The organism is Methylomonas rivi (genome assembly GCF_024505165.1).
GTDB classification, from domain to species: Bacteria; Pseudomonadota; Gammaproteobacteria; order Methylococcales; family Methylomonadaceae; genus Methylomonas; species Methylomonas rivi.
In genome coordinates this window covers 36,839-58,353 of record NZ_JANIBK010000009.1, presented here as the reverse complement: position 1 = coordinate 58,353, position 21,515 = coordinate 36,839, and the positions used below count along the sequence as shown (strand labels likewise).

The 21,515-nt window shown below is 51.7% G+C and carries 25 protein-coding genes; 8 read left to right on the top strand and 17 right to left on the bottom strand.

Features of this window, described 5'->3' with window-relative positions:
* Positions 1-81: 81 nt before the first annotated feature.
* The 11 genes from NP596_RS03380 to NP596_RS03330 form a co-directional block, all read right to left on the bottom strand.
* Positions 82-354, bottom strand: coding sequence for an oxidative damage protection protein (locus NP596_RS03380; RefSeq protein WP_256613816.1), 273 nt, complete (start codon positions 352-354; stop codon positions 82-84).
* Positions 338-1,405: an A/G-specific adenine glycosylase gene (gene mutY, locus NP596_RS03375; protein ID WP_256613815.1), complete on the bottom strand. Its 1,068-nt coding sequence runs from the start codon at positions 1,403-1,405 to the stop codon at positions 338-340. Before mutY ends, NP596_RS03380 begins: the two co-directional genes overlap by 17 nt.
* A gap of 39 nt (positions 1,406-1,444) precedes the next feature.
* Positions 1,445-1,741, bottom strand: coding sequence for a type II toxin-antitoxin system RelE/ParE family toxin (locus NP596_RS03370; protein ID WP_256613814.1), 297 nt, complete (start codon positions 1,739-1,741; stop codon positions 1,445-1,447).
* A complete protein-coding gene (locus tag NP596_RS03365; RefSeq protein ID WP_256613813.1) occupies positions 1,738-1,947 on the bottom strand; it encodes an addiction module protein in 210 nt (69 codons plus the stop codon). Before NP596_RS03365 ends, NP596_RS03370 begins: the two co-directional genes overlap by 4 nt.
* 116 nt (positions 1,948-2,063) lie before the next feature.
* The gene (locus tag NP596_RS03360) at positions 2,064-2,720 is read right to left on the bottom strand and encodes an HNH endonuclease (protein ID WP_256613812.1); all 657 of its coding nucleotides are present in this window, start codon (positions 2,718-2,720) and stop codon (positions 2,064-2,066) included.
* Positions 2,721-2,815: 95 nt separating this feature from the next.
* Positions 2,816-3,154 (bottom strand): hypothetical protein, encoded by a 339-nt coding sequence (locus NP596_RS03355; RefSeq protein ID WP_256613811.1) that lies wholly within the window; start codon positions 3,152-3,154, stop codon positions 2,816-2,818.
* Between the two features lie 85 nt (positions 3,155-3,239).
* Entirely contained in the window at positions 3,240-4,826 is a 1,587-nt protein-coding gene (gene guaA / locus NP596_RS03350; protein ID WP_256613810.1) for a glutamine-hydrolyzing GMP synthase, read from the bottom strand.
* 102 nt (positions 4,827-4,928) lie between these two features.
* Positions 4,929-5,909, bottom strand: a complete 981-nt coding sequence (locus NP596_RS03345) for a class I SAM-dependent methyltransferase (protein WP_256613809.1) — start codon at positions 5,907-5,909, stop codon at positions 4,929-4,931.
* 59 nt (positions 5,910-5,968) lie between these two features.
* Positions 5,969-7,435, bottom strand: a complete 1,467-nt coding sequence (gene guaB / locus NP596_RS03340) for an IMP dehydrogenase (RefSeq protein ID WP_256613808.1) — start codon at positions 7,433-7,435, stop codon at positions 5,969-5,971.
* Positions 7,436-7,527: 92 nt separating this feature from the next.
* On the bottom strand, positions 7,528-7,995 hold the full coding sequence (locus NP596_RS03335; RefSeq protein WP_256613807.1) for a hypothetical protein: 468 nt from the start codon (positions 7,993-7,995) through the stop codon (positions 7,528-7,530).
* Positions 7,996-8,005: 10 nt separating this feature from the next.
* Entirely contained in the window at positions 8,006-8,593 is a 588-nt protein-coding gene (locus NP596_RS03330; RefSeq protein ID WP_256613806.1) for a CPBP family intramembrane glutamic endopeptidase, read from the bottom strand.
* Between the two features lie 89 nt (positions 8,594-8,682).
* On the opposite strand from NP596_RS03330, the gene NP596_RS03325 reads away from it, so the two are divergent.
* The 5 genes from NP596_RS03325 to NP596_RS03305 all read left to right on the top strand — a co-directional run bounded on the left by NP596_RS03325 (position 8,683) and on the right by NP596_RS03305 (position 12,114).
* Positions 8,683-8,955, top strand: a complete 273-nt coding sequence (locus NP596_RS03325; RefSeq protein ID WP_256613805.1) for a YcgL domain-containing protein — start codon at positions 8,683-8,685, stop codon at positions 8,953-8,955.
* Between the two features lie 96 nt (positions 8,956-9,051).
* The gene (locus tag NP596_RS03320; protein WP_256613804.1) at positions 9,052-10,071 is read left to right on the top strand and encodes a DUF2333 family protein; all 1,020 of its coding nucleotides are present in this window, start codon (positions 9,052-9,054) and stop codon (positions 10,069-10,071) included.
* Positions 10,072-10,075: 4 nt separating this feature from the next.
* Positions 10,076-10,378 carry a DUF4389 domain-containing protein gene (locus tag NP596_RS03315; RefSeq protein ID WP_256613803.1) on the top strand — a complete coding sequence of 101 codons (303 nt, stop codon included), beginning with the start codon at positions 10,076-10,078 and terminating at the stop codon, positions 10,376-10,378.
* Between the two features lie 3 nt (positions 10,379-10,381).
* Positions 10,382-11,470, top strand: coding sequence for a DNA polymerase IV (dinB, locus tag NP596_RS03310; RefSeq protein WP_256613802.1), 1,089 nt, complete (start codon positions 10,382-10,384; stop codon positions 11,468-11,470).
* Positions 11,471-11,577: 107 nt separating this feature from the next.
* Positions 11,578-12,114 carry a C40 family peptidase gene (locus NP596_RS03305; RefSeq protein WP_256613801.1) on the top strand — a complete coding sequence of 179 codons (537 nt, stop codon included), beginning with the start codon at positions 11,578-11,580 and terminating at the stop codon, positions 12,112-12,114.
* A gap of 71 nt (positions 12,115-12,185) precedes the next feature.
* Here the strand turns inward: NP596_RS03305 and NP596_RS03300 are convergent, their stop codons facing one another.
* The 5 genes from NP596_RS03300 to NP596_RS03280 all read right to left on the bottom strand — a co-directional run bounded on the left by NP596_RS03300 (position 12,186) and on the right by NP596_RS03280 (position 18,153).
* The gene (locus NP596_RS03300) at positions 12,186-12,938 is read right to left on the bottom strand and encodes a DUF5765 domain-containing protein (protein WP_256613800.1); all 753 of its coding nucleotides are present in this window, start codon (positions 12,936-12,938) and stop codon (positions 12,186-12,188) included.
* A 104-nt stretch (positions 12,939-13,042) separates the two neighbouring features.
* A complete protein-coding gene (locus tag NP596_RS03295; protein WP_256613799.1) occupies positions 13,043-15,259 on the bottom strand; it encodes a primosomal protein N' in 2,217 nt (738 codons plus the stop codon).
* 348 nt (positions 15,260-15,607) lie between these two features.
* The gene (locus NP596_RS03290) at positions 15,608-16,117 is read right to left on the bottom strand and encodes a disulfide bond formation protein B (RefSeq protein ID WP_256613798.1); all 510 of its coding nucleotides are present in this window, start codon (positions 16,115-16,117) and stop codon (positions 15,608-15,610) included.
* Positions 16,118-16,459: 342 nt separating this feature from the next.
* Complete coding sequence (locus NP596_RS03285; RefSeq protein ID WP_256613797.1) at positions 16,460-17,173, bottom strand: SDR family oxidoreductase; 714 nt, start codon at positions 17,171-17,173, stop codon at positions 16,460-16,462.
* Positions 17,161-18,153, bottom strand: coding sequence for an SPL family radical SAM protein (locus NP596_RS03280; protein ID WP_256613796.1), 993 nt, complete (start codon positions 18,151-18,153; stop codon positions 17,161-17,163). The genes NP596_RS03285 and NP596_RS03280 overlap by 13 nt, the downstream gene beginning before the upstream one ends.
* A 102-nt stretch (positions 18,154-18,255) precedes the next feature.
* Between NP596_RS03280 and ribF the strand changes: the two genes are divergently transcribed.
* Together ribF and NP596_RS03270 are read left to right on the top strand one after the other, a co-directional pair.
* On the top strand, positions 18,256-19,197 hold the full coding sequence (gene ribF, locus NP596_RS03275) for a bifunctional riboflavin kinase/FAD synthetase (protein ID WP_256613818.1): 942 nt from the start codon (positions 18,256-18,258) through the stop codon (positions 19,195-19,197).
* Positions 19,190-19,414, top strand: coding sequence for a DUF1289 domain-containing protein (locus NP596_RS03270; protein WP_256613795.1), 225 nt, complete (start codon positions 19,190-19,192; stop codon positions 19,412-19,414). The genes ribF and NP596_RS03270 overlap by 8 nt, the downstream gene beginning before the upstream one ends.
* 72 nt (positions 19,415-19,486) lie before the next feature.
* On the opposite strand, the gene mepA is transcribed toward NP596_RS03270, so the two are convergent.
* The gene (gene mepA / locus NP596_RS03265; RefSeq protein WP_256613794.1) at positions 19,487-20,329 is read right to left on the bottom strand and encodes a penicillin-insensitive murein endopeptidase; all 843 of its coding nucleotides are present in this window, start codon (positions 20,327-20,329) and stop codon (positions 19,487-19,489) included.
* A gap of 508 nt (positions 20,330-20,837) precedes the next feature.
* Between mepA and mtgA the strand changes: the two genes are divergently transcribed.
* Entirely contained in the window at positions 20,838-21,512 is a 675-nt protein-coding gene (mtgA, locus tag NP596_RS03260) for a monofunctional biosynthetic peptidoglycan transglycosylase (protein ID WP_256613793.1), read from the top strand.
* Positions 21,513-21,515 lie beyond the last annotated feature (3 nt).

Here is a 21,515-nt window from a genome sequence, read left to right as displayed (position 1 = left end):
CACTGAATTTGGCCTACAGATAATTCCCCTGCTTGAAAATAATTCAATTCAAGCAAGGGGGGAAACTTTAGTAAAAAGTCATTAGTTTTGGGTAGGTACATAGCCTTCCGGCACTTCAAATCCGCCGGCAAACAGGAATTTCTCGCGTTCGGCTTCCAAAATCTTTTTGGCGGACGGATCGAAGCTAGCCAACCGGCGTTCGTTAATGATCATGGTTTGCATCGCTAGCCAATCCTTCCAGGCCTGTTTGGAAACATGATCGAAAATACGTTGGCCGTTAGGGCCCGGAAATGGCGGCGCGTCCAAGCCTTCCGCTTCCACGCCCAGTTTTACGCATTTAACCATTCTCGTCATAGTGTTCCTCTAAATAATGTTGTTGGAGCAAGCGTTTGATAGGCGCCGGCAATCCTAATGAATAAACGTCGTTGGCTTTATACCAGACTGGGCTATCGGCTTCCATCACACAGTTTATGGGGTTTTGCAGGGTGGCCAGTAGCGGAGTGTAGTCCAGATGGTAATGGGAAAAACTATGCCGTAGGCCGGGCAGCGCGTCCGGTTCGTTCAATTGATAACCATGCTGTAAGCACCAATCTTGCAACTGCTGGCGGTCGGCGAATTCCGGCAAACTCCACAAGCCGCCCCAGATGCCGGCTGGCGGGCGCCTTTCCAGCAGAATCCGCTTTTGCTTGTCCTGTAAAACCAGAAACAAGAGTCGCTTGACCGGCAGCGTTTTTCGCGGTTTGGGTTCGGGCAATTGATTGACCAAATCAAGTCTGTAAGCCTGGCATCCGTTGATTACCGGGCAGATTTCGCAGCGCGGCTTGCTGCGCGTGCAAAGGGTGGCGCCCAAATCCATCATGGCCTGGGTGTAATCGCCCGTGCGCTGCCCCGGCGTATATTGGCTGCTGATGGTCCAAAGTTGGGCGGTGACCTTGCTGTCGCCCGGCCAGCCATGCACGGCGTGAAAACGCGCCAATACGCGTTTGACGTTGCCGTCAAGTATGGATTGGCTTTGGCCGCAAGCGATACTGAGTATCGCCCCGGCGGTGGAACGCCCGATGCCGGGTAAGGCGCTCAAGTCTTCCACTGTTTGCGGAAACCGACCTTGGTTGGCGGCGACCCGTTGTGCGGTCTTATGCAGATTGCGGGCGCGGGCGTAATAACCCAGTCCGGCCCAATGTTGCAAGACTTCGTCCAACTCGGCGTCCGCCAGGCTTCGAACATTTGGGAAGCGCGCCATGAATCGATTGAAATAATCGATAACGCTGGCCACCTGAGTCTGTTGCAACATGATTTCCGACACCCAAACCCGGTAAGGATTGATGTCTTGTTGCCAGGGTAAGTCCTTGCGGCCATGTTCATCGAACCAAGCTAGAATTTTTTGCTGGAATTGTTCGGGGGGCATTAGGCTCAGGAAAAAGAAGCAAGTGAGAAGAAAAGGTTTTCACTCCTCATCGTGACCGACCCAGTAATCCGGTTTCCTGTGTTGATGCGCCACAGCCAACACTAAAATATGATTATTCTCGATCGAATAGAGTAATTTGTAAGGAAATTTATGGAGTAAACATTTTCTGACTTCTCCGCGCTCAAGCGACCATGCTAGGGGGTATTCGGAAATTCTTAAGGCGGCTTTCCCGACTTCTTCCTTGAATCTTCGGCCTAACCCTGGGTACTCAAGCTCATAGTAGCACACGGCACCCAATAATTCTTGCCGGGCGTATTCCGAGAACAATACCTTCATGTTGCATCCCTAAATATATCCTCCATCGGTATCGCTTCCAAACGTCCTTCCCTATAGGCCTTGAGTCTTTTTTCAGCCTCATCCGCCCAAATAGCATCAAGTTGTTTATCCGGTTCGTCCAGGCTACGGAGCAAGCCCTCAATCAGCGTAAAGCGTTCGTCCGGTCTTAGTCGCAATGCTTGTTCAAGAATTTCCTGGCTACCCATTACATACCACCTCGGTTTCTTTGAAATTTAAAAACGTAGGATGTGCTGAATAAAATGAAGCGCATCATTCGCGATCGATGCGCTTCCTATCGTTGACACCTACAGCCCTGTTGACCTTATATACGATTACCTTTTGAAAGATTGCAACTTTCGCACAACAATTGAAGGTTTCTAACCGAGTTGCTACCACCCTTAGAAAAAGGAACGATATGATCAAAACATAACTTAGCCTTTGAGTCGCATTCTACACATTTGCCTCCATCTCGCTGCCAAACTTCACGCTGTACGGACCGTGGAATTGCTTCCCGTCGAGGTTTCACAGGTTTCGCCTTAGGCATTGATGAAACATCCACAGGAATTAAAGTGTCAGTAGTGATTGATTCACTGCTTTGGTCTATTTCTGGATTTGCTTTTACCTTTGGCAGAGGGGCAAAGGCTTTAAATGCCTGGATGTAAGAAATAAGGTCGTCTAGCTCCTGTGTACTAGTAACAATCAATTTTAGCGCTGGCTTTCCTCGCTCCAAACCGGCCGAAGGATATGTATTACTATGGCGCCCTGATTCTGCTGCGTACTCTAAAGCTATTTCAGGAACAGACTCAGAATCTGGAGGATATGGAAGCCATACAAAAGCCTGATCTTCTTTATTTGGTTGATCAGTCTGTACAACCACTCCCAAATTGCTACCAATTTCCCACGCTGTGACTTTCACAGTTTGGCGGGACGGTGTACCGAATTCCTTGGTAATTCTTTCTATGACTTTATTTTTAAACATTAAATAATTGGTTTTCTACAAATGCTTTTCATCTTTCTTTTTTCGACGGGGGAACGAAGTCAAGAAAAATTCCTTCAATCGACGTAATCGTACTGCTATATTTTTCGATCTTTCGCAAATTCCAAAATCTCTTTTACATCGATCATTTGATTCCAGAAGAAAGGCTCCGTGCCGTCTCTTGGAGTAACTAACATGTAATCCTTTTCTTCGCTTTCTGGGTGAGGATGAAAGGTAGCCATTCCCACGCTTACCGTTGCGTCTTTAATTGGAACGGGCATTTCTCTATTTAGCTCAGCCTTACGCTCTTCAACTTTAGCCAGATCCTCGCTTTCTTCAATAAAGATTAAAATTCTCTTTCCATCTACATCATCTTTATATTGAGAGAATAAAACATAGCCGGAGAATTCACCGCTACTGGTATTTTGTTGTGTCATAGATTCTTTTTCGATTTGAGGAGGAGTCGTTACCACGCGGAGCGTGTTAACGACGGGATTTTAGTCTTGCGCCTTTCGCCTATTTTTATTCCCACTCAATCGTAGCCGGCGGCTTGCCGGAAATATCGTAAGTCACCCTTGAAATCCCATTCACTTCGTTGATAATCCGCCGCGAGATCAAATCCAGAAAATCATACGGCAAATGCGCCCAGCGCGCGGTCATGAAGTCAATGGTTTCCACGGCGCGGATGGCGATGACGTAATCGTATTTGCGGCCGTCGCCCATCACGCCGACAGACTTGACCGGCAGGAACACGGCAAAGGCTTGGCTGACCTTGTCGTACAACTCGTGGCGGTAAAGTTCCTCAATGAAGATGGCGTCGGCCTGACGTAATAAATCGGCATATTGCTTTTTAACTTCGCCCAGGATGCGCACGCCCAGTCCGGGGCCGGGGAAGGGGTGGCGGTGGATCATGTCGGCCGGCAGGCCCAGTTCCAGGCCCAGTTTACGCACTTCATCCTTGAACAGTTCGCGCAGCGGTTCGACCAGTTTCAAGGTCATGTTTTCCGGCAGGCCGCCGACGTTATGGTGCGATTTGATCAGATGGGCCTTGCCGCTTTTGGCGCCGGCCGATTCGATCACGTCCGGGTAGATGGTGCCTTGCGCCAGCCATTTGGCGTCTGTGAGTTTGCCGGCTTCCTCGTCGAAAATGTCCACGAACAGGCCGCCGATGATTTTACGTTTGGCTTCCGGGTCGTTGACGCCGGCTAAGGCGTCCAGATAACGTTGTTCCGCATCCACGCGGATGACTTTGATGCCCATATGTTGGGCGAACATCGCCATGACTTGGTCGCCTTCGTGCAAGCGCAGCAGGCCGGTGTCGACGAATACGCAGGTCAGTTGCTCGCCTATGGCCTTGTGCAACAGGGCGGCGACTACCGATGAATCGACGCCGCCGGACAAGCCCAGAATCACCTGGTCGGTTCCGACTTTTTCGCGAACGGCAGTGATACTGTCTTCGATAATGTTGTTGGCATTCCATAGTGCCTGGCAGCCGCAAATTTCCAACACGAAACGGCTCAAAATCCGGCCGCCTTGTTTGGTGTGGGTGACTTCCGGATGGAATTGCAGGGCGTAGAAGTTTCTATCTTCGTCGGCGATGCCGGCAATCGGCGCGCCGTCGGAGCTGGCGATCAATTTAAAACCGGTCGGCAATTCGACGACCCGGTCGCCGTGGCTCATCCACACGTCCAAAAGACCGTAACCTTCCGGCGATGCGTGGTCTTCTATATTCAGTAACAGTTTGGAATGCCCGCGAGCCCGAATCTGCGCATAACCGAATTCGCGGTGGTCGGAGGATTCGACCTTGCCGCCCAATTGCTCGGCCATGGTTTGCATGCCGTAACAGATGCCCAGCACGGGAATGCCGAGTTCGAAGACGCAAGCGGGAGCCCTGGGCGTATCGCTGCTGGTAACCGTTTCCGGGCCGCCGGACAGAATAATTCCCTTTGCGTCGAAACTTTTGACGTCGTCCGCGGAACTGTCGCAGGAGTATATTTCGCAATAGACGCCTATTTCGCGGATGCGGCGGGCAATCAGTTGCGTGTATTGCGAGCCGAAGTCGAGAATCAGAATTTTGTCGGAATGGATATTGGCGTGCGGTTGTGTCACGGTCGGGCCTTCGAAGATATGAAAAATTTAACTACTTAATTAGTAGTCTGCCGCCTAAAGCCAATATTCGGCTGTGTGTTTAGGCGGCGTATATTGTAAGTTTTAATTCGATTTGCAAGACCGGTAGAGTTGGTCGAGCAAATCCTTATTATTCTCAAAGTTCTTGAGAGCGATTTTTTCCGACAACGCCCTGCTCATCCGGCGGACAAAACGCTCATAAGGGGCGGCGGTCAAAAAATGCGCCTGGTTGGTATGGCCTTGGACTATGGCTTGAATGCGCGCGGCATTGCCGTTTATCCGCAAGTCCTCGGCGTTAGTGCTTTCAGAATCGGCGCGGCGGAAAAATATCGTTACATTGCCGCCGTCCGCCGAAAACACATGGCTGTGTTCGCGCAAACCGACTTTCTCGCCCATTTTGCGCAAGGTGGCCAAATTGAAATTGTAAAGATGCGCTTCATGGAAGGTGCTTTTCGGGGCTTGGCAGGTGGCTTCTATACTTGGTACTTCCACCACCAGAGTCCCCTCGGGTTTTAGTAGCTTGCGTAGCGTACTCAATACAGAGCTTGGATCTTCCGTGTGTTCCAGGACGTGCCAAATGGTAATCAGATCGAAATGCTCATCCGGTAATGTGGCATCCTGAATAAAGCCGATTTGCAGATTTAAGCCGTAAGCGGCCGCCGAATATTCCGCGTAGCCTTTATTGGGTTCGATGCCTTGCAGCTCATGGCCTAACGATTTCAGCAGGTAGGCAAATTCGCCGCCGCCGGTGCCGACGTCGAGCACGTGTTTCTTGCCGGCCAAAAATTGTTTGATCTTGCCGTGACGGTCCAGCGCGATTTTGCCGGCCCGCAAAATATGCTTGGGTTTCGGCGCGTAAGTGTTTTTATATTCGACCCGATAATCGTGCTCGTAAAACTGCCGAGGGTCGTGCGGAAACGGGTCGCTCCACACCAGTCCGCAGTGATTGCAGATAACGGTGCGCAAAGGGCCGCCGTTTCTACTGTGATTGGCTAAAACCGAAACATCGTGGCTGCCGCACAAATTGCACGGCATCGAAGATGTTACTGGCTGATTTTGTTGCATGAAGTTACTCCACAGTGCGGTCCTAAGGCAGGACATAGGTATGCGTTGAGTTTAACCGCTCAATTCATATGATAATTCGGCGCTTCCTTGGTGATGGTCACATCGTGTACATGACTCTCGCGCATGCCGGCGCTGGTGACTCTGACGAACTGGGCGTTTTCGTGCATTTTTTCGATCGTTGCATTGCCGGTGTAGCCCATGCTGGAACGGACGCCGCCCAGTAGTTGGTGGATGATGACCAGCACACTTCCTTTGTAGGGCACCCTGCCTTCTATGCCTTCCGGCACCAGTTTTTCCACGTTCTCGGTGGCTTCCTGGAAATAGCGGTCGCTGGAGCCTTGTTGCTGCGCCATGGCGCCCAGGGAGCCCATGCCGCGATAGGATTTATAGGAGCGGCCTTGGAATAATTCCACTTCGCCCGGCGCTTCTTCGGTGCCGGCAAACAAGCCGCCCAACATGACGGCATGCGCGCCGGCCGCCAAGGCTTTGGCGACATCGCCGGAATACCGGATGCCGCCATCGGCAATCAGCGGTACGCCGGTACCTTTCAGGGCCGCGGCTACATTGGTGACGGCGGTGATTTGCGGGACGCCAACGCCCGCCACGATGCGGGTGGTGCAGATCGAGCCGGGGCCTATGCCCACTTTGACGCCGTCCGCGCCGGCTTCCAATAAGGCTTTGGCGGCTTCGGCCGTGGCGATATTGCCGCCGATCACTTGTACTTGCGGGAAGTTTTGTTTGACCCAGCGGACTCTGTCCAATACGCCTTGAGAATGGCCGTGGGCGGTATCGACGATGATGACGTCGACACCGGCGGCAACCAGTGCAGCCACACGCTCTTCGGTGCCGGCGCCGGTGCCGACTGCCGCGCCGACCCGCAAGCGTTCTTGTTCATCCTTGCAGGCATAGGGATTGTCCTTGGCTTTTTGAATATCCTTGACGGTGATCAGCCCGCGCAAATGAAAGTCGTCGTTGACGACCAGCACTTTTTCGATGCGGTGTTTATGCAGCAATTCTATGGCTTCTTTGTGGCTGGCGGATTCGTTAACGGTAACCAAGCGTTCCTTGGGTGTCATCACCGAGCGGACGGATTCGTCCAGACGGGTCTCGAAACGCAAGTCGCGGCTGGTGACGATGCCGACCAGCTCTTCGCCATCCACTACCGGCACGCCGGAAATGTTCTTGGCGCGGGTCAGATCCATGACTTCGCGGACGGTGACATTAGGCGACACGGTGATGGGGTCTTTTATGACGCCGCTTTCGTACTTTTTGACCCGGCTGACTTCGGCGGCCTGCTGTTCGGTGGTCATGTTTTTATGAATGATGCCGATACCGCCTTCCTGAGCAATGGCAATGGCCAGACGGGCCTCGGTGACGGTATCCATCGCCGCGGATACCAAAGGGATATTCAGGGTGATATTTCTGGTCAGCTGGGTTTTCAGTTCCACTTCGCGCGGTAACACAGCCGAATGCGCCGGTATCAATAAAACGTCGTCAAACGTGAGCGCTTCCTGAATAATTTTCATGAGTACACCTGAGCTAAAAATTCTAAATAGCAGCGTATTGTACAGCCTAACCGCTACGCCGACAAAAACGGAAACGCTCTAGGTGTATGAGCTTAAGGGTTTTTTACCGCCAAGGCATCGATTATGCTTTGAAGTTCCTCGCGCTTGGGTTTGTGCAGATAAATGCCCACCACGCCCAGCAAGGTAAAAATGTATAAGGTATTAAAGTCATCGCCCAGCATAAACATGATTAAACCGAACAGGCTGACGATTTCTATCGCGCCTTGCGTGACGAGTATGGTAATCAGATAGCGCTGTTCGGCGGTTCTTTCGCCGGGCATGGTTTGGTTCAGTCGCAGCAGGATGTAGCGCAGCAGGTTAGTCAGCGGGAACAGGACGATGGCTATGACATAGAAAACGGTTCGAATCAGTATCCGTTGCGGCTCTTGCAAGGGCTGGCGGATTTCGTCTCCCCACAAGTGGCAGATCAGGTTGTAAATCGACAAAAATAATAGCATGGCTAAGCAGATCAACCAGTGAGGCATTAAGGCGTTTGGCTTTTCTATCGGAGGATTGGGCATGGCGGATTCTTTAAAGGCTGTTGCGATAGTTGCGTAAAATAACAAGGAATGCGATGAAATCATAAAAGCCGTGAATCACAATGGGTGTCAACAAATTGCGTTCCCCTCCGTAATCCAGGCTGATACCCAAATATAGGCCCATCAGCATGGCCAGCAGCGCATACAGCGGCGTCACCGCGTGCACAAGCGCGAATACTGCATTGCTGATCCATAATCCTGCCGTCATACCTAGCGTATTTTCCATCCAAGGCTGTAAGGTGCCGCGAAATAAGACCTCTTCGGAAAATCCGGCGATAGCGGCCAGTATCAATAAGTCAGTCCAATGATTGCGATATAAACGAGGGCCTAATGTCTCTAGCAAGAGAGTTCGGATCTTTTCCAAGGCTTGGAGAGGAATCTCCTGCATGGCAAAAAACAACATCAATAAAGGTAATGTAAGCAGCAGGCCATGAAGCAACGCTTGCTCATCCAAAACAAGATTCGCAAAAGGGTCTATATCGACCAGCCAGCCTAAGGCAAGCGCCACCAAGGTAAGTGCGGCCTCGAAATAACAGGCCACTCTAAAAAAATTAGCGGCTAATTGAGTGGAGTGTGGCATGAGATAGATTAAAGGTCGGAAAAAGCCAGCTGAAAATTTTATCGAAAAACCGTTAGAATTGGCAGCAGTAGTCTGTTTGGGGTAACGCAATGTTATGTTTTATCTATAAAAGCTTAAAAAAAGAAGAACTTTATTTATATCTGGATAAAAAAGACGATTTTTCCGCGCTGCCGGAAAATTTATTCAATAGTTTTGGGCCGTTGCAATTTGTGATGGAATTGCAATTGTCCGCGGAACGTAAATTAGCCAGGGAAGATGCCGTCAAGGTTATCGCCAGCCTCGAAAATAAGGGGTTTTACGTGCAGATGCCGCCGGTTGTGGTGCCGTCGGCGTTAAGAGTCGCCAATCATCAGCTGCACTGAAATCGGATGTCATCCTAATAAACCGTGCTACCATAAGCATGGGAAAAGCGGTCGATTGCTTGCTTAAATTATTTTGTCCAATCAGGAATGCAATACATGTCGGATAGTCCACAAGCTTACGAAGACGCGAAGTCTAAAGGCATACTCTGGGGTTTTGGCACACTGATAGGCGTAGTGGCAATTATTATGCTGGTGCTGGGCGAATGGTGGAGCCGGGAGCCGGCCCAGTTCAATGTTCAGGACGAAGCCATCGAGCGCATGAACGTTACCCATACGGATCAAATGCCGATCGGTTATGTTTATGCCAATACCTTGGCGCATATCGCCGATGTGATTTTGTTTAAACCCGGCGGTTATTTGACCAACGACGTGGCCCCCCCCGGCCTGTTTTGCGACAACATTCAAAATTGGGAATACGGCGCGCTGGTTATGCTGCGGGACGCCACGACCGCATTGCGCAACCATTTTGCCCGCGACCAATCGCAATCGGCCGAAGATCCCGATTTGGCCATGGCCGAGCCATATTTTTATTATGAGCACAATTCGTGGGCCTTGCCGTCTACGGAGGCAGAATACGTAAAAGGAGTCGAGGCCCTGCATAAGTACATGTTGCGCCTGCAAAATCCGACTTCCACCTCCAGAGCGGCCCAGTTTCACTCCCGGGCCGATAACCTGTGGCAATATACCGAAGTCGTGATTAAACGGCTGGGCGGTTTGTCTACCCGTTTGGCCGCCAGTACCGATAAGTTTTCCGGTGCCACCCACGGCGACCCGAACAATCCGGTCGATATCAATATGCCAACCATCGGTCAAACGCCCTGGATGGAAATCGATAACGTGTTTTACGAGGCGCGGGGTGCCTGTTGGGCGCTGTTGCATATCTTAAAAGCCATTAAACACGACTTTTCCGATATTCTGCTGGACAAACGGGCCATGAATACGCTGGATAACATGATTCAAGCCTTGGAAAATGCGTTGACGCCAACCTTGAGCCCGGTGGTTTTGAATGGCGATGGATTCGGTCTGTTTGCCAACTACTCCTTGGCCATGGCCAATTATATTGCCCGCGCCAATGCCGCCGCGCTGGATTTGCGGGACGTAATGAACAGGGGGTAACGCCGTGCAGGAACAAATCAACGAAAACCTGAAAAGCATCGCCACCTGGAAGCGCATCATTTTTATGCTGATTTATGCTGTAATCGACAGCATTGTCAAGCTGTTGTTGTGGCTGGTGGTATTGCTGCAAGTGGGTTCGGTGTTGATAACCGGCGCCACGAATGCCAATATTTTGGGTTTTGGCCGCAGCTTGTCCACCTATCATTACCATATTCTGTTATTTTTGACTTTCAATACCGAACAGCTGCCGTTTCCTTTTTCCGACTGGAATTTGACAGCCGAGCTGGAGTCGCCCGACAAACCCTAAGCCATGCAAGACTCGCCGCGCAAAATCATTCATATCGATATGGATGCGTTTTATGCCGCGGTGGAGCAGCGCGACAACCCCGTCTATCGAAATAAACCGGTCATCGTGGGCGGTAAACCCGATTCGCGCGGCGTGGTTGCCACTTGCAGCTACGAGGCGCGGCTGTTCGGGGTGCATTCCGCCATGCCTTCATCGCAAGCCGTTAGGCTTTGTCCGCAAGCTATTTTCATTAACCCCCGCTTCGATGCCTACCGGGAAGCGTCGGAAAATATCCGCCATATTTTTAGCCAATATTGCGATTGCGTCGAGCCGCTGTCTTTGGACGAAGCGTATCTGGATGTCAGTAACAGCGGGTATTGCCAAGGTTCGGCCACCTTGCTGGCCAGGCAAATCAAACAAGACATTCGTCGCCAGACTCGTTTAATCGCCTCGGCCGGTATTTCCTATAATAAATTTTTGGCAAAAATCGCTTCGGATTTGGACAAACCGGACGGGCTGCATGTCATTACCCCGGAGCAGGCGGCGCAATTCATAGAAAAATTGCCGATCGGCAAGTTTCATGGCATAGGCCCCGCGACGGAAAAGAAAATGCGCGATTTGGGCATTCAAAACGGTTACGATTTAAAACAAATCCCTCTGCCGAGGCTGCAGCAACATTTCGGCAAGGCCGCCCGGCATTATTACGATATTGCGCGCGGGATAGACTGCCGACCCGTCAAAGCCCACCGCGATCGAAAATCCATCGGCGTTGAAACCACCTTTGCCGAGGATATCGGCGATGCACAGGTCATTATTCACCAGCTGCAGTTGTTATTGAGCCAGGCATTGGGCAAATTGTCGGAAAAGAAATTGGCCGCCCATACCTTGACCATTAAAATTAAATATAGGGATTTTGTACAAATAACCCGCAGCCGCACCCTGCCGCAAGCGATTGCGAACGGTTCCAAAACCAAATTGTTGCTGGCCGATTTATTAAAAAATACGGCCATAGGGGAGAAAAAAGTACGATTGCTGGGGGTGAGCTTATCTACGCTGCAAGAATTCGAAGAGGCGGGCCAATACCGGCAAACGGATCTATTCAGCCTGTTGTAATATTCGGTTAGGCAATTGTTAACGAAGTTAACTATTGTCGCCGCGGAAACAATGTAACGGAACCCGTCTATAATTGCCCGTGATATTCCTTATGACGTTTGAAGCAGATGATAGCGTTTTTTCGCCCTAAACTGATATTTCCCATGGCCTTGTTGGCGGGGTTGCTGTCCGGTTGCGCCGGCACGGATAAAGCGCCTTTAAATATGTCCGTTCCCGAGCGGGGGAACACGCGGGCGGCATTGGATGCTTTGCAGTTACAAGGCCACCCCTATGTTTACGGAGGTAAATCGCCGCAAGAAGGCTTCGATTGCAGCGGCTTGGTGGTGTATGTTTACAACCAACAAGGGATAAAACTGCCGCGTACTACGCAGTCCTTGGTGCAACGGCTGCCCGGGGTGCAACCCGAACTGCGGCAGCCCGGCGATCTATTGTTTTTCAACACCGAAAAGCCTTATTCCCATGTGGGCATTTACGTCGGTAACGATGACTTCGTGCATGCGCCCAGTGCCCGAACCGGGCGGGTGATGGTGTCCAGTCTGCGTAATCCCTATTGGCGGGAACGATTTATGGCCGTAAGGCGCCCTCAATTCTTATCGGGCTTATCGCTGAATACTAGCGATGAAAATATTTGCAACCTAAACTGATTGCCTGATGGATCATTCGGCAGGCCTGGAATTGCTTGTGAGCCTGCCGAAATGTTTTTGATAGGCTCGGCTTATAAGCTATCGCCTACTTCGCGCTGATAAAACGGCCATTTTTTGACGTGCAAATGTTTTCTGATCGGGGTTTTGATCACCGATACGCATAAGGCAATCGAGAACAAACACCAGACCGCGCAATATTCGTTCGGGTCGTCGGTAGTAATATCGGAAATCCAAGGCCCGATCAAATAATGAAAGCCAACGAAGCGCCATGAGCCGTACATGATCGGCAGATAAAACGCCGCCAGGATATAGGAAAATGCATGCAAGCCCCAGTTAAAGCCGAATAACCATTCAACCGGTTGCGACATCAGGCCGTTAAGCGGCATTTGCCAGGCGATATGCCAGGCGCCGGAGACCGAACAGGTTTGCGCGCCGCAAAAGCCTTCCACGCCCGGCACGCATTCGCCGGCCCAGGCAAAGGGGTACATCTTGATCAACATGGCCAGTGAGCTAATCGAGCATAAAGCATAAACCGTGGTGCGTATTTTCAGTTTGACGCTCTCGGGGATGAAGTACATCGCCACCATATTCACAAAAAACGGCTGGAAGGCGATGTGCAGGTAACCAAGCAGGGTCAACACCTGATTATTGGGATTACCGCACAAGTTTATATAAACATAGGTGGCCGCCTGCAATAACTCCATCAGGGCAAAATAGGTCAACGGAATCCATAGTTCTTTTGATTCCCCCTTATACGCCACATACACGGCGGTTGTTAAACCCGCGGCGGCTAAAACGCCGGACGCTTCTCCACTCCAACACATTGCAATACCCTCAGTAATTTTTATGATTATCGGTGCGGGCCTGACCCACAAAAGCGCGGAATTATCCCATAAAAAGCCGGGGCTTTGGCTTTGTTTTCCATGACTTAATATAAATCCACCGGATCGACATCCAGCGACCAACGGACCTTGCCGGCTTGTTTTAGCTTGGAAATCTTCGGTATGGCTTGATCCAGCAATTGATGCAAATCCTTGCGCTGCGGGCTTTGTAATAACAATTGAAAGCGGAATTGTCCGGCCCGGCGCGCCATCGGGGCGGCAACCGGTCCTAGAATTTGAGTGTTGCCGGTATTAAAACCCAGAATCGCAGTTGTCGCGTCCTGTAAAAACTGTTGCGGCGCCTGGGCATTGTTGGCGTGCGCGCGAAGCAGGGCTTGGTAGCTAAAAGGCGGCAAGCCGGCTTGCCGGCGTTCCCGCAGGGCAATTTCCGCAAAAGCCTGGTAGCCCTTCTCGATCAAGGTCGTCAATAAAGGATGTTGCGGTTGCCGGGTTTGCAGTATCACTTTACCGCGCTTGTCGGCCCGGCCCGCGCGCCCGGCGACTTGCACAATCATCTGCGCCAGCTTTTCGCCGGCGTGAAAGTCGACGCTAAACAGGCCGCTGTCGATATCCAATATTGCCACCAAGGTCACGTCGGGAAAATGATGACCCTTGGCCAGCATCTGCGTACCGAGAATAATGTCGGCTTGGCCGCTATGAATTTGTTCCAGATAACCTTCCAGCGAACCCTTGCGTTGGGTGCTGTCTTTATCCAGGCGGATGATGGCGTTGTTGGGAAATAGCTCCGCCAGCATCTGTTCGATGCGCTCGGTGCCCAGGCCCAACGGTTGCAATTCGCCGGTTTTACAGGCCGGACAATCCTTGGGTAATGGCTGTTCGCTGCCGCAATGGTGGCAGCGTAGTCGGCGTTCCGCCGCGTGTATCACCATATTGGCGTCGCAACGGCCGCAGCGCGATACCCAGCCGCAGCCATGGCAAATCTGTACCGGTGCGAAGCCGCGCCGGTTGAGAAACAGTAACACCTGTTGTCCTTGCGCCAGGGTGGATCGGATAGCGGTAATCAACGCTTCCGATAATCCGGCTTGCATGGGTTTGTTACGGATATCCAGCAATTGGTATACCGGATCCGCGGCATTGCCTGCCCGAATAGACAGCTGCAATAACCGGTAACGATGTTGGGCGACATTAAACAGGCTTTCAAAGGAAGGGGTCGCCGAGCCAAGCAATACCGGAATATTTAATATTTTGGCGCGGGCAATGGCGACATCGCGGGCGGAAAAACGAAAGCCTTCCTGCTGTTTGAAAGAGCTGTCGTGTTCTTCGTCCAGAATGATCAAGCCCGGATTTTTCAACGGGGTAAACAAGGCCGAGCGGGTGCCGAGCATGATGGCGGCATGGCCTTGCTGCATATTCAGCCAAGCATGCAGACGCTGGTTATCGTTGAGTTTGGAATGGAAGCAGACGATGGGGGCGGAAAAACGCCGGCGAAAACGTTGTTCCAGTTGCGGCGTCAAGGTTATTTCGGGCAATAAAACCAATATCTGCAGGCCGCGCAATAACGCTTCCGTGATGATCTGCATATACACCTCGGTTTTGCCGCTACCGGTCACGCCTTGCAGCAGGGATACGGAAAATTGTCCTAAACCGGATAGCACGGTATCGATAGCGTGCTGCTGCTCCGGATTGGCCGTTAACGCTTGTGTTTGCTTGTCCCAGGCAAGGCTATGGTCTTGGCGGGTGTCTTTCCGAATAAGGCCTTTATCCTGTAAGGCTTTTAACGCGGTCTTGTGCCGGGTTAACTCGGTTGCCGCAATAGCAAGCGGACTGGCTTGAAATACAGTCAGTAAAGCCTGTTGTTTGCTTGCGCGTTTCAAGGTTGTCGGCAGGATTTGCCGGCCTTGTTCGGTCAGGTTGTAGCAATAGTCGTGTGGCAAAATCGCGGGCTTTCCCTGCCGTAGTGCCGCCGGAAACGCGGTGGACAGAACTTCGCCCAATGGGTGGTGGTAGTAGCGGCTGGCCCATTTCAGCAACTGTAAATCCTTGGCGGACAATAGCGGCACGGAGTCGATAATCTGCTCGACCCGTTTCAATTTTTGGGGGTCTATCCGGCTGTCGCCAAGGTGGGTTATATTTAAGATGACCCCGGTTTTTGTCCCCTTGCCGAACGGCACCAATACCCGCATGCCAGCTTGGATGCTTTGCGGGTCCGCCGGCTCCGGCAGTAAATAGTCGAACAAACCCTGCAACGGAACCGGGATGGCAATTTGCGCAATGAGCGTTCGCGAGGTGTTGCATTTAGCCATGCTTGGTGATGTTATTTTGATGTTACAACCCTAAGTATTTGCGGAGATTAAGGAATTCGAGTTACCCACAAAAGTTGTGGATAACTCTGTGGATTACATTGGCTTAAGTGAGCTTAGTGCCGGTTTTTGTTACGGATTTGTTAACTTGAGTAATTTTAAATCACAAAAACTATATTAATAATTTCAATGGCTTACGCGTTTAATTGAGCTGGGTTAAATGCCGGGGCTGAAAACGAATGTTAGAAATTGCCATCGCCCCAAATTTGTGCATAACAGTTTGGACCCTGCTTCGAATCGATACTGTTTTGCCGGAAAACCGACGCCCGGGCACGGTCCCCGAAAAAGGTTTCAAATCCGGGATTCGTCCGCTTTTGCTTGCAGCCGTATGGTTAACAAGCTGAAGACCGCCAATATCAAAAAGGCGAGCAATGTCCACGCCGGGACGGTTAATCCCAGAAATATACCTTCGATTTGCGAGCATTCGCCGGTGCCGGTCAGCATCAGCTTGATGGTCTCGGTTAACGGGAAATGCCGAAATACATATTCAAGCCCCGGACTGCATTCCGGGACTTGGTCGGGGGGTAAATGTTGCAGCCAGACATGCCGGGCCGAAATGCCGGCACCGATCAGCGCGGAAACAGCGGCACCGAGCGCATAGGCTTTATGGGCTTTATTATGCAAAGCGGCGAATAAAAAAATGACGCCGGTAGCCAGAATGGCCAGACGTTGGGATATGCAAAGCGGGCAGGGTTCCAATTCCGCCACGAATTGCATGTAAGCACCGGCCGCCAGTAACGAACAGCAGCCGATAAAACCCAATAAAAACCAAAGCCGAGGATTAAATTTTACAAAGTTCATCATTCAAGTCTTTTTAAATGCTCTCATTCCCCAGGAAGGGGCCCCAAAATATCGCCGGCGTTGAGTTTTGCGTTCTCTTCCGCGGCGGCAAAATGCATTCGATCGTTAATTTGTTTATTAATACGCCCATTAGGATCGGATTGTAATACCAGTTCAGCGCCAACCGGCCGACACTGTAGCGGGTAAAAAGCAGATCTCCGACACCGCCGCTTCCGCTAAATTCAAGCCGTTTCGTCCAAAAGCCTTGCAACCGCATATTTGATACGGGTCGATAATTTTATCAGCCCCGGTCATTCCCGCGTCCGGGTTTTTATGCAATAACAAAAGTACACAATAGGCCGGTTATTTCTTAAATTCGATGACTTTATTCAGCGGGCTTAAATTGATTTCGTCCACGGCGCAATGCGGGTTGGCATGCAATATATAGCCGACAGCCTCGGCGACATCCGTCGCCTGCAAAGCGTGCTCCGGCTGTCGGCCGGGATTGAACCGCAGCGTTTCGAAAAATGCCGTATCCACCATGCCCGGATTAACCAAGGACACGCGCGCGCCGCTTTTGCCGCATTCGTCGCGCAAGGCCTGAGTGAAGCCGCGCAAGGCAAATTTGCTGGCGCAATAGATACTGCCGTTGCGGCCGCCTTTGAGCGCGGCTTCCGAGCCTATATAAATCAGATTGCAGTGCGGTTTTTGTTTGAGCTTGGGCAGCAAAGCCTTGGTCATAAACGCCTGCCCGGTAAAATTGACCGTCATTAAACGCTCGATCTGCGGAAAAGAAAATTGTTCAAGATGGCCGAATTGGCCATAACCGGCGGCAAAAACAACCGCATCGAGTTGCGGAAAGTCGTTTTGCAGGCGTTTGCAGCAAGGCTCGATCTCGCGAAGGTTAGCTAAATCCAGTTGTATCGGAGTGAAGCGGGGATGTTCGACACAAAAGCGTCGGCTGTCCCTGCTTGAGCCCAGTACAAAATGGCCCTGGTTTAATAACAGTTTAGCTATGGCTCGGCCGATGCCGGAACTGGCACCAGTGACCAGTACGGTGCGTGTTATAGGTGGCACGGAAAAAAACGCTCCCGCGGGATGTATTGCAGCAGCATCTCGCCGCAGTCGTTCATCATGGCCTGTTCCAGTTCGGCTTTGTACGACACCATGCCGGAAGCGTTTTGCAACGGGCTGGCGAATAAGCGTTCTTCTGGATAGAGTTTATGCATTTTCTTAAAAAAGTGCTCCGGCAAACGAAATACGCCCAGACTCACCGAATGCAATGCATCGGCATCGATTGCCGAGAAGACTTGCGAAAATAATTGCCGATACTGGTCTTGGTAATCATGTTGATAAATTAGCGGGTCGAAACGCAAACCTATTTGCCAGCCCTGCTGTTGCAGCTTGGCTGCGGCTTCGATACGTTTTACCGGTGACGGCGCTTTGGCTTCCACTTTATTGGCGACGGAATCCGGCGACAAACTAAACGCCACCACGCAGCGCGGTAAAGCCGGCCGATTCAGCAAACCGCGAATCTGCGTGCTTTTGGTACGCAGTTCCAGCCAGGCATTCGGTAATTCGGCAAACACCGGTAAAAATGCCTCCGCAAAACCGGTGACGGGCTCGAATGCCAAGCTATCGCAATCGTAACCGGAAAAAAAGTAAATCGCTTCCTCGGGCGTTTCCCGGCAAATGTCGCGGATTTGCTGCTGAAAATCCTCGTAATTGACGAACAGCACATAGTTGGCCGACTGATACATGCCTTGCAAAAAACAATAGCGGCAATCGTACAGGCAGTTGAGCATGTGGGAGAAATAATAATTGCGCTCGCCGCCGATGCCGTATCCGGCCGGGGCCGGCAAAACGAATTTCTGGTGCTTGCGGGCCATAATCAAGGCAGGTTTTTGCTTTTGCAGGCGAAAATTTTGCGCTTTGGGGTTGAATACTTCGCCGTAGCGTTCGCAATTTACCACCCGGGCTGCCGGAAAACGCCGCCGAATCGCTGTAATACGCGGATGTTCGGCGACTGCGGATTCGATATATAGCGTGTCTATCATTCGGGGTAAGGCCGGGCGATTTATAAGCGAGCTATTATAAATGACGATAGGTCGCGCCGTCCGTTACTGATAAAATCCAAGGTTTTTAATATGACGGATGCTATGCGGTTAATTCGGGGATTACATCATCTTGAGCCGTTACGTGACGGCTGCGTGCTGACTATCGGCAATTTCGACGGCTTGCACCTGGGGCATCGGCGCGTCATCGAGCGGGTGGCGGCGCACGGCCAACGCTTGCGGTTGCCGACGGTGGCCATGGTGTTCGAGCCGCAGCCCTTGGAATATTTTCTGGGCGACCACGCGCCGACGCGGTTAACTCGATTAAGGGAAAAAGTGATTCAATTTGCCAAACTGCCCATCGACGAATTACTGGTGTTGCCTTTCAACCGCATGCTGGCCGATTACGATGCCGAGCAGTTTATCCGCGATATTTTGGTGGACAGGCTCAACATCAAGCATTTGGTGATTGGCGACGATTTTCACTTCGGCAAGGCCCGGCGCGGCAATTTCGCCTTGCTGCAGCACCGGGGGGAGGAATACGGTTTTGCGGTTGAAGCCACCGATTCGTTCGAACTGGACGGCTTGCGCATCAGCAGCACGTTAATCCGCGATGCGCTGGGAGAAGGAGACTTAGCGCAGGCCAAAATCTTGCTCGGCCGCGACTATTCGGTATGCGGCCGGGTGGCGCATGGCGATAAGCGGGGGCGGGAATTAGGGTTTCCGACCGCCAATTTGCAAATGTTTCGTAAAAATACGCCGCTGGTTGGGGTGTTTGCGGTAACGATGACCGGATTGGACGGCGGAGAATTATACGGCGTGGCAAATCTTGGCAATCGCCCCACGGTGGATGGCGGCGCAACAGCGGTTTTGGAAACGCATTTATTTAACTTCAGCCAGGACATTTACGGCCGCTATGTCGAAGTGCATTTCAAGGCCAGATTGCGCGATGAAGTCCGCTTCGATTCCCTGCCGGCGCTGCAGGCGCAAATCGCTCGCGACGTAAGCGCGGCGCAAGCTTTTTTCGCGGGTCCGTGCCATGAATGAAGACGCGGAAAACATTCCGTCGCCTTGCGTTCGAAATTGTTGCTTGAACGAACAAGACATCTGCTTGGGCTGTTTTCGCACTTTAGAAGAAATATGCGGCTGGTCGCGGGCGAATGCGCGGTTACGGCAACAAATTCTGGTCAACGCGGAGCGGCGGCAACTGCTTCGTCCGGGGGTATCCGGAGGATCGGCCGCGGAGACTGCATCCGAACGATAAAAAAGACGCTATTTTTCTCCCGTAACGAGCATAAAGCGGTATTTCCGGGTCTTGGTCCGAGCTGCTCTCATCCTATCGGTTTAAGACTTGTTCGCACAAAGCCGGCAAGGGCGGCGGAATGGCGGGTTTGCTCGGCTTGCTTGGCGTCTTGGCCTCTTCGGAAAACCACCAGGCCAAACTGGCATCGCAGCCGTCCGCCTCGGGTAGCGCGGGCTGGCCTTGGCAGTGCGGATTAGCGTCCGGGCATCTCAAACGCACGTGGAAATGGTCGTCGTGTTTCCACCACGGCCGGATTTTTCGCAACCAAGCCGCGGATGAGGTTGTTTTATGATTGCATAACTCTTGTTTGATACTGGGGTTGACGAAAATCCGGTCGACTTCCGGATGGAGCGCCGCCGCCTCCAGTATTATTTCGTGCGCCTGGGTCCATTGCCGGTAGTCTACGGTGTCTGTATCCACGTTCACTACCGACGGAGCGCTCCAGCTTTCCCGCTCGTTGGCGCTTAACAGGCGATGGTCCGCTTGCTTGGAGAGCAAAAACCAGATGTCGACATCCAGGCCGGTCTGATGGCTGCGGTGGCCGCTAGGCGTCGGTCCGCCGCGGGCCTGGCCCAGGTCGCCTATCAACAGTGTGCCCAATTGCCGGTCGGCGGCAACGTGTCCGAGTTGCTGAATAAACTGAATTAATGTGGCGTGTCCGTAAAACCGGTTACGCGATAAGCGCATGACTTGATAACCTTTTCCCGATAATGGCAGCGCTACCGCGCCGCTAATGCAGCCGCTGGTATAGTTGCCGATGCTTTGCGGGACCGGATCCGGAGTCGGGGTGGTGCGCTTTGCCCAATTCTGGGGCGATGAGTCGGCCAGGCTATTGGCGCCCAACAGATAGATGGCAATGAGTAAAATTTTGGACATGGACCGAGTTGTGGGCGGAGAAACGAACCGGCTTATATGATACACCCTGGCAGGCTTCGACGTCGGCATGAAACAGGCGGCTGCTTGGGTAGGGGGTGGAGGTGGGCGGGCTGGATTGAGGCCGTCCCTGCCCGGATAAATGCACAATTCCTTATGCAATTATCCGGGATATTCCTTGGCGTCTATATTTTCCATGTTCACGGGGGAGAGAACTTAAAATCCCTGACACCTGATATTAATATAGCAATCCGCATGCCATATTATTAGGTTATTGATTTTTCAAGGAATGCCTACGGAAGAGGAGTTTGCTAGCGTCTAAACTATGTTATTTACCGTCTTTTGTATGTCAAATAACCCGATTTTGGATTTCCTTTATCCGGAATGAACTTTCCGTTTATGATTTATCGCAAATTATCCGTCAATTCCAAATCTTATTAATGCCTTGAAGTCTCAGCGCCGATCCAACCGTTACCGCCAACCAAGCCAGTACCGACAGAGAGGGCAAAACATGCCGAAACGTCTGCTGCAGATTGCGGGATATGCCGGATTTGCTTTGTTTGCGGCCTCAATCGTTTTGGTTGCCGTGCTGCGTTATGTGCCGGCGCCCACGTCCGCATTTATGCTGCATGCCCATATCGACGACTTAGCTGCCGGCAAACACTATCGGCCGATTCAACATAGCTGGGTAAGCGGCAGCCAAATATCCAAACAGATGTTTGCGGCCGTTATTGCCGCCGAGGATCAACGTTTCTATCGGCATCACGGTTTCGATTTTGAAGCGATATACCAGGCATACCGGCAATATAGGCGCGGCGGTAAATTGCGCGGCGCCAGCACTATCAGTCAGCAAGTCGCCAAAAATCTGTTTTTAAGCCCGGCGAGAAATGTTGGGCGTAAGATCTTGGAAATCTGGTTTACCTTTTTGATAGAAAGCTTGTGGAGTAAAGCCAGGATTTTGGAGGTATATCTGAATATCGCCGAATTTGGCGATCATTTGTTCGGTATAGAAGCCGCCGGCAGGCATTATTTTGGCATTTCGGCCAAGCAGTTGTCAGCCAGTCAGGCGGCGCTACTGGCCGCTACGTTACCGAATCCGCTTAAATTAAACGCCGCTAGACCGAGTTCTTACTTAATCAGGCGGCAGGATTGGATTAAACGTCAGATGCAAAACCTGCCGATGTGAAGG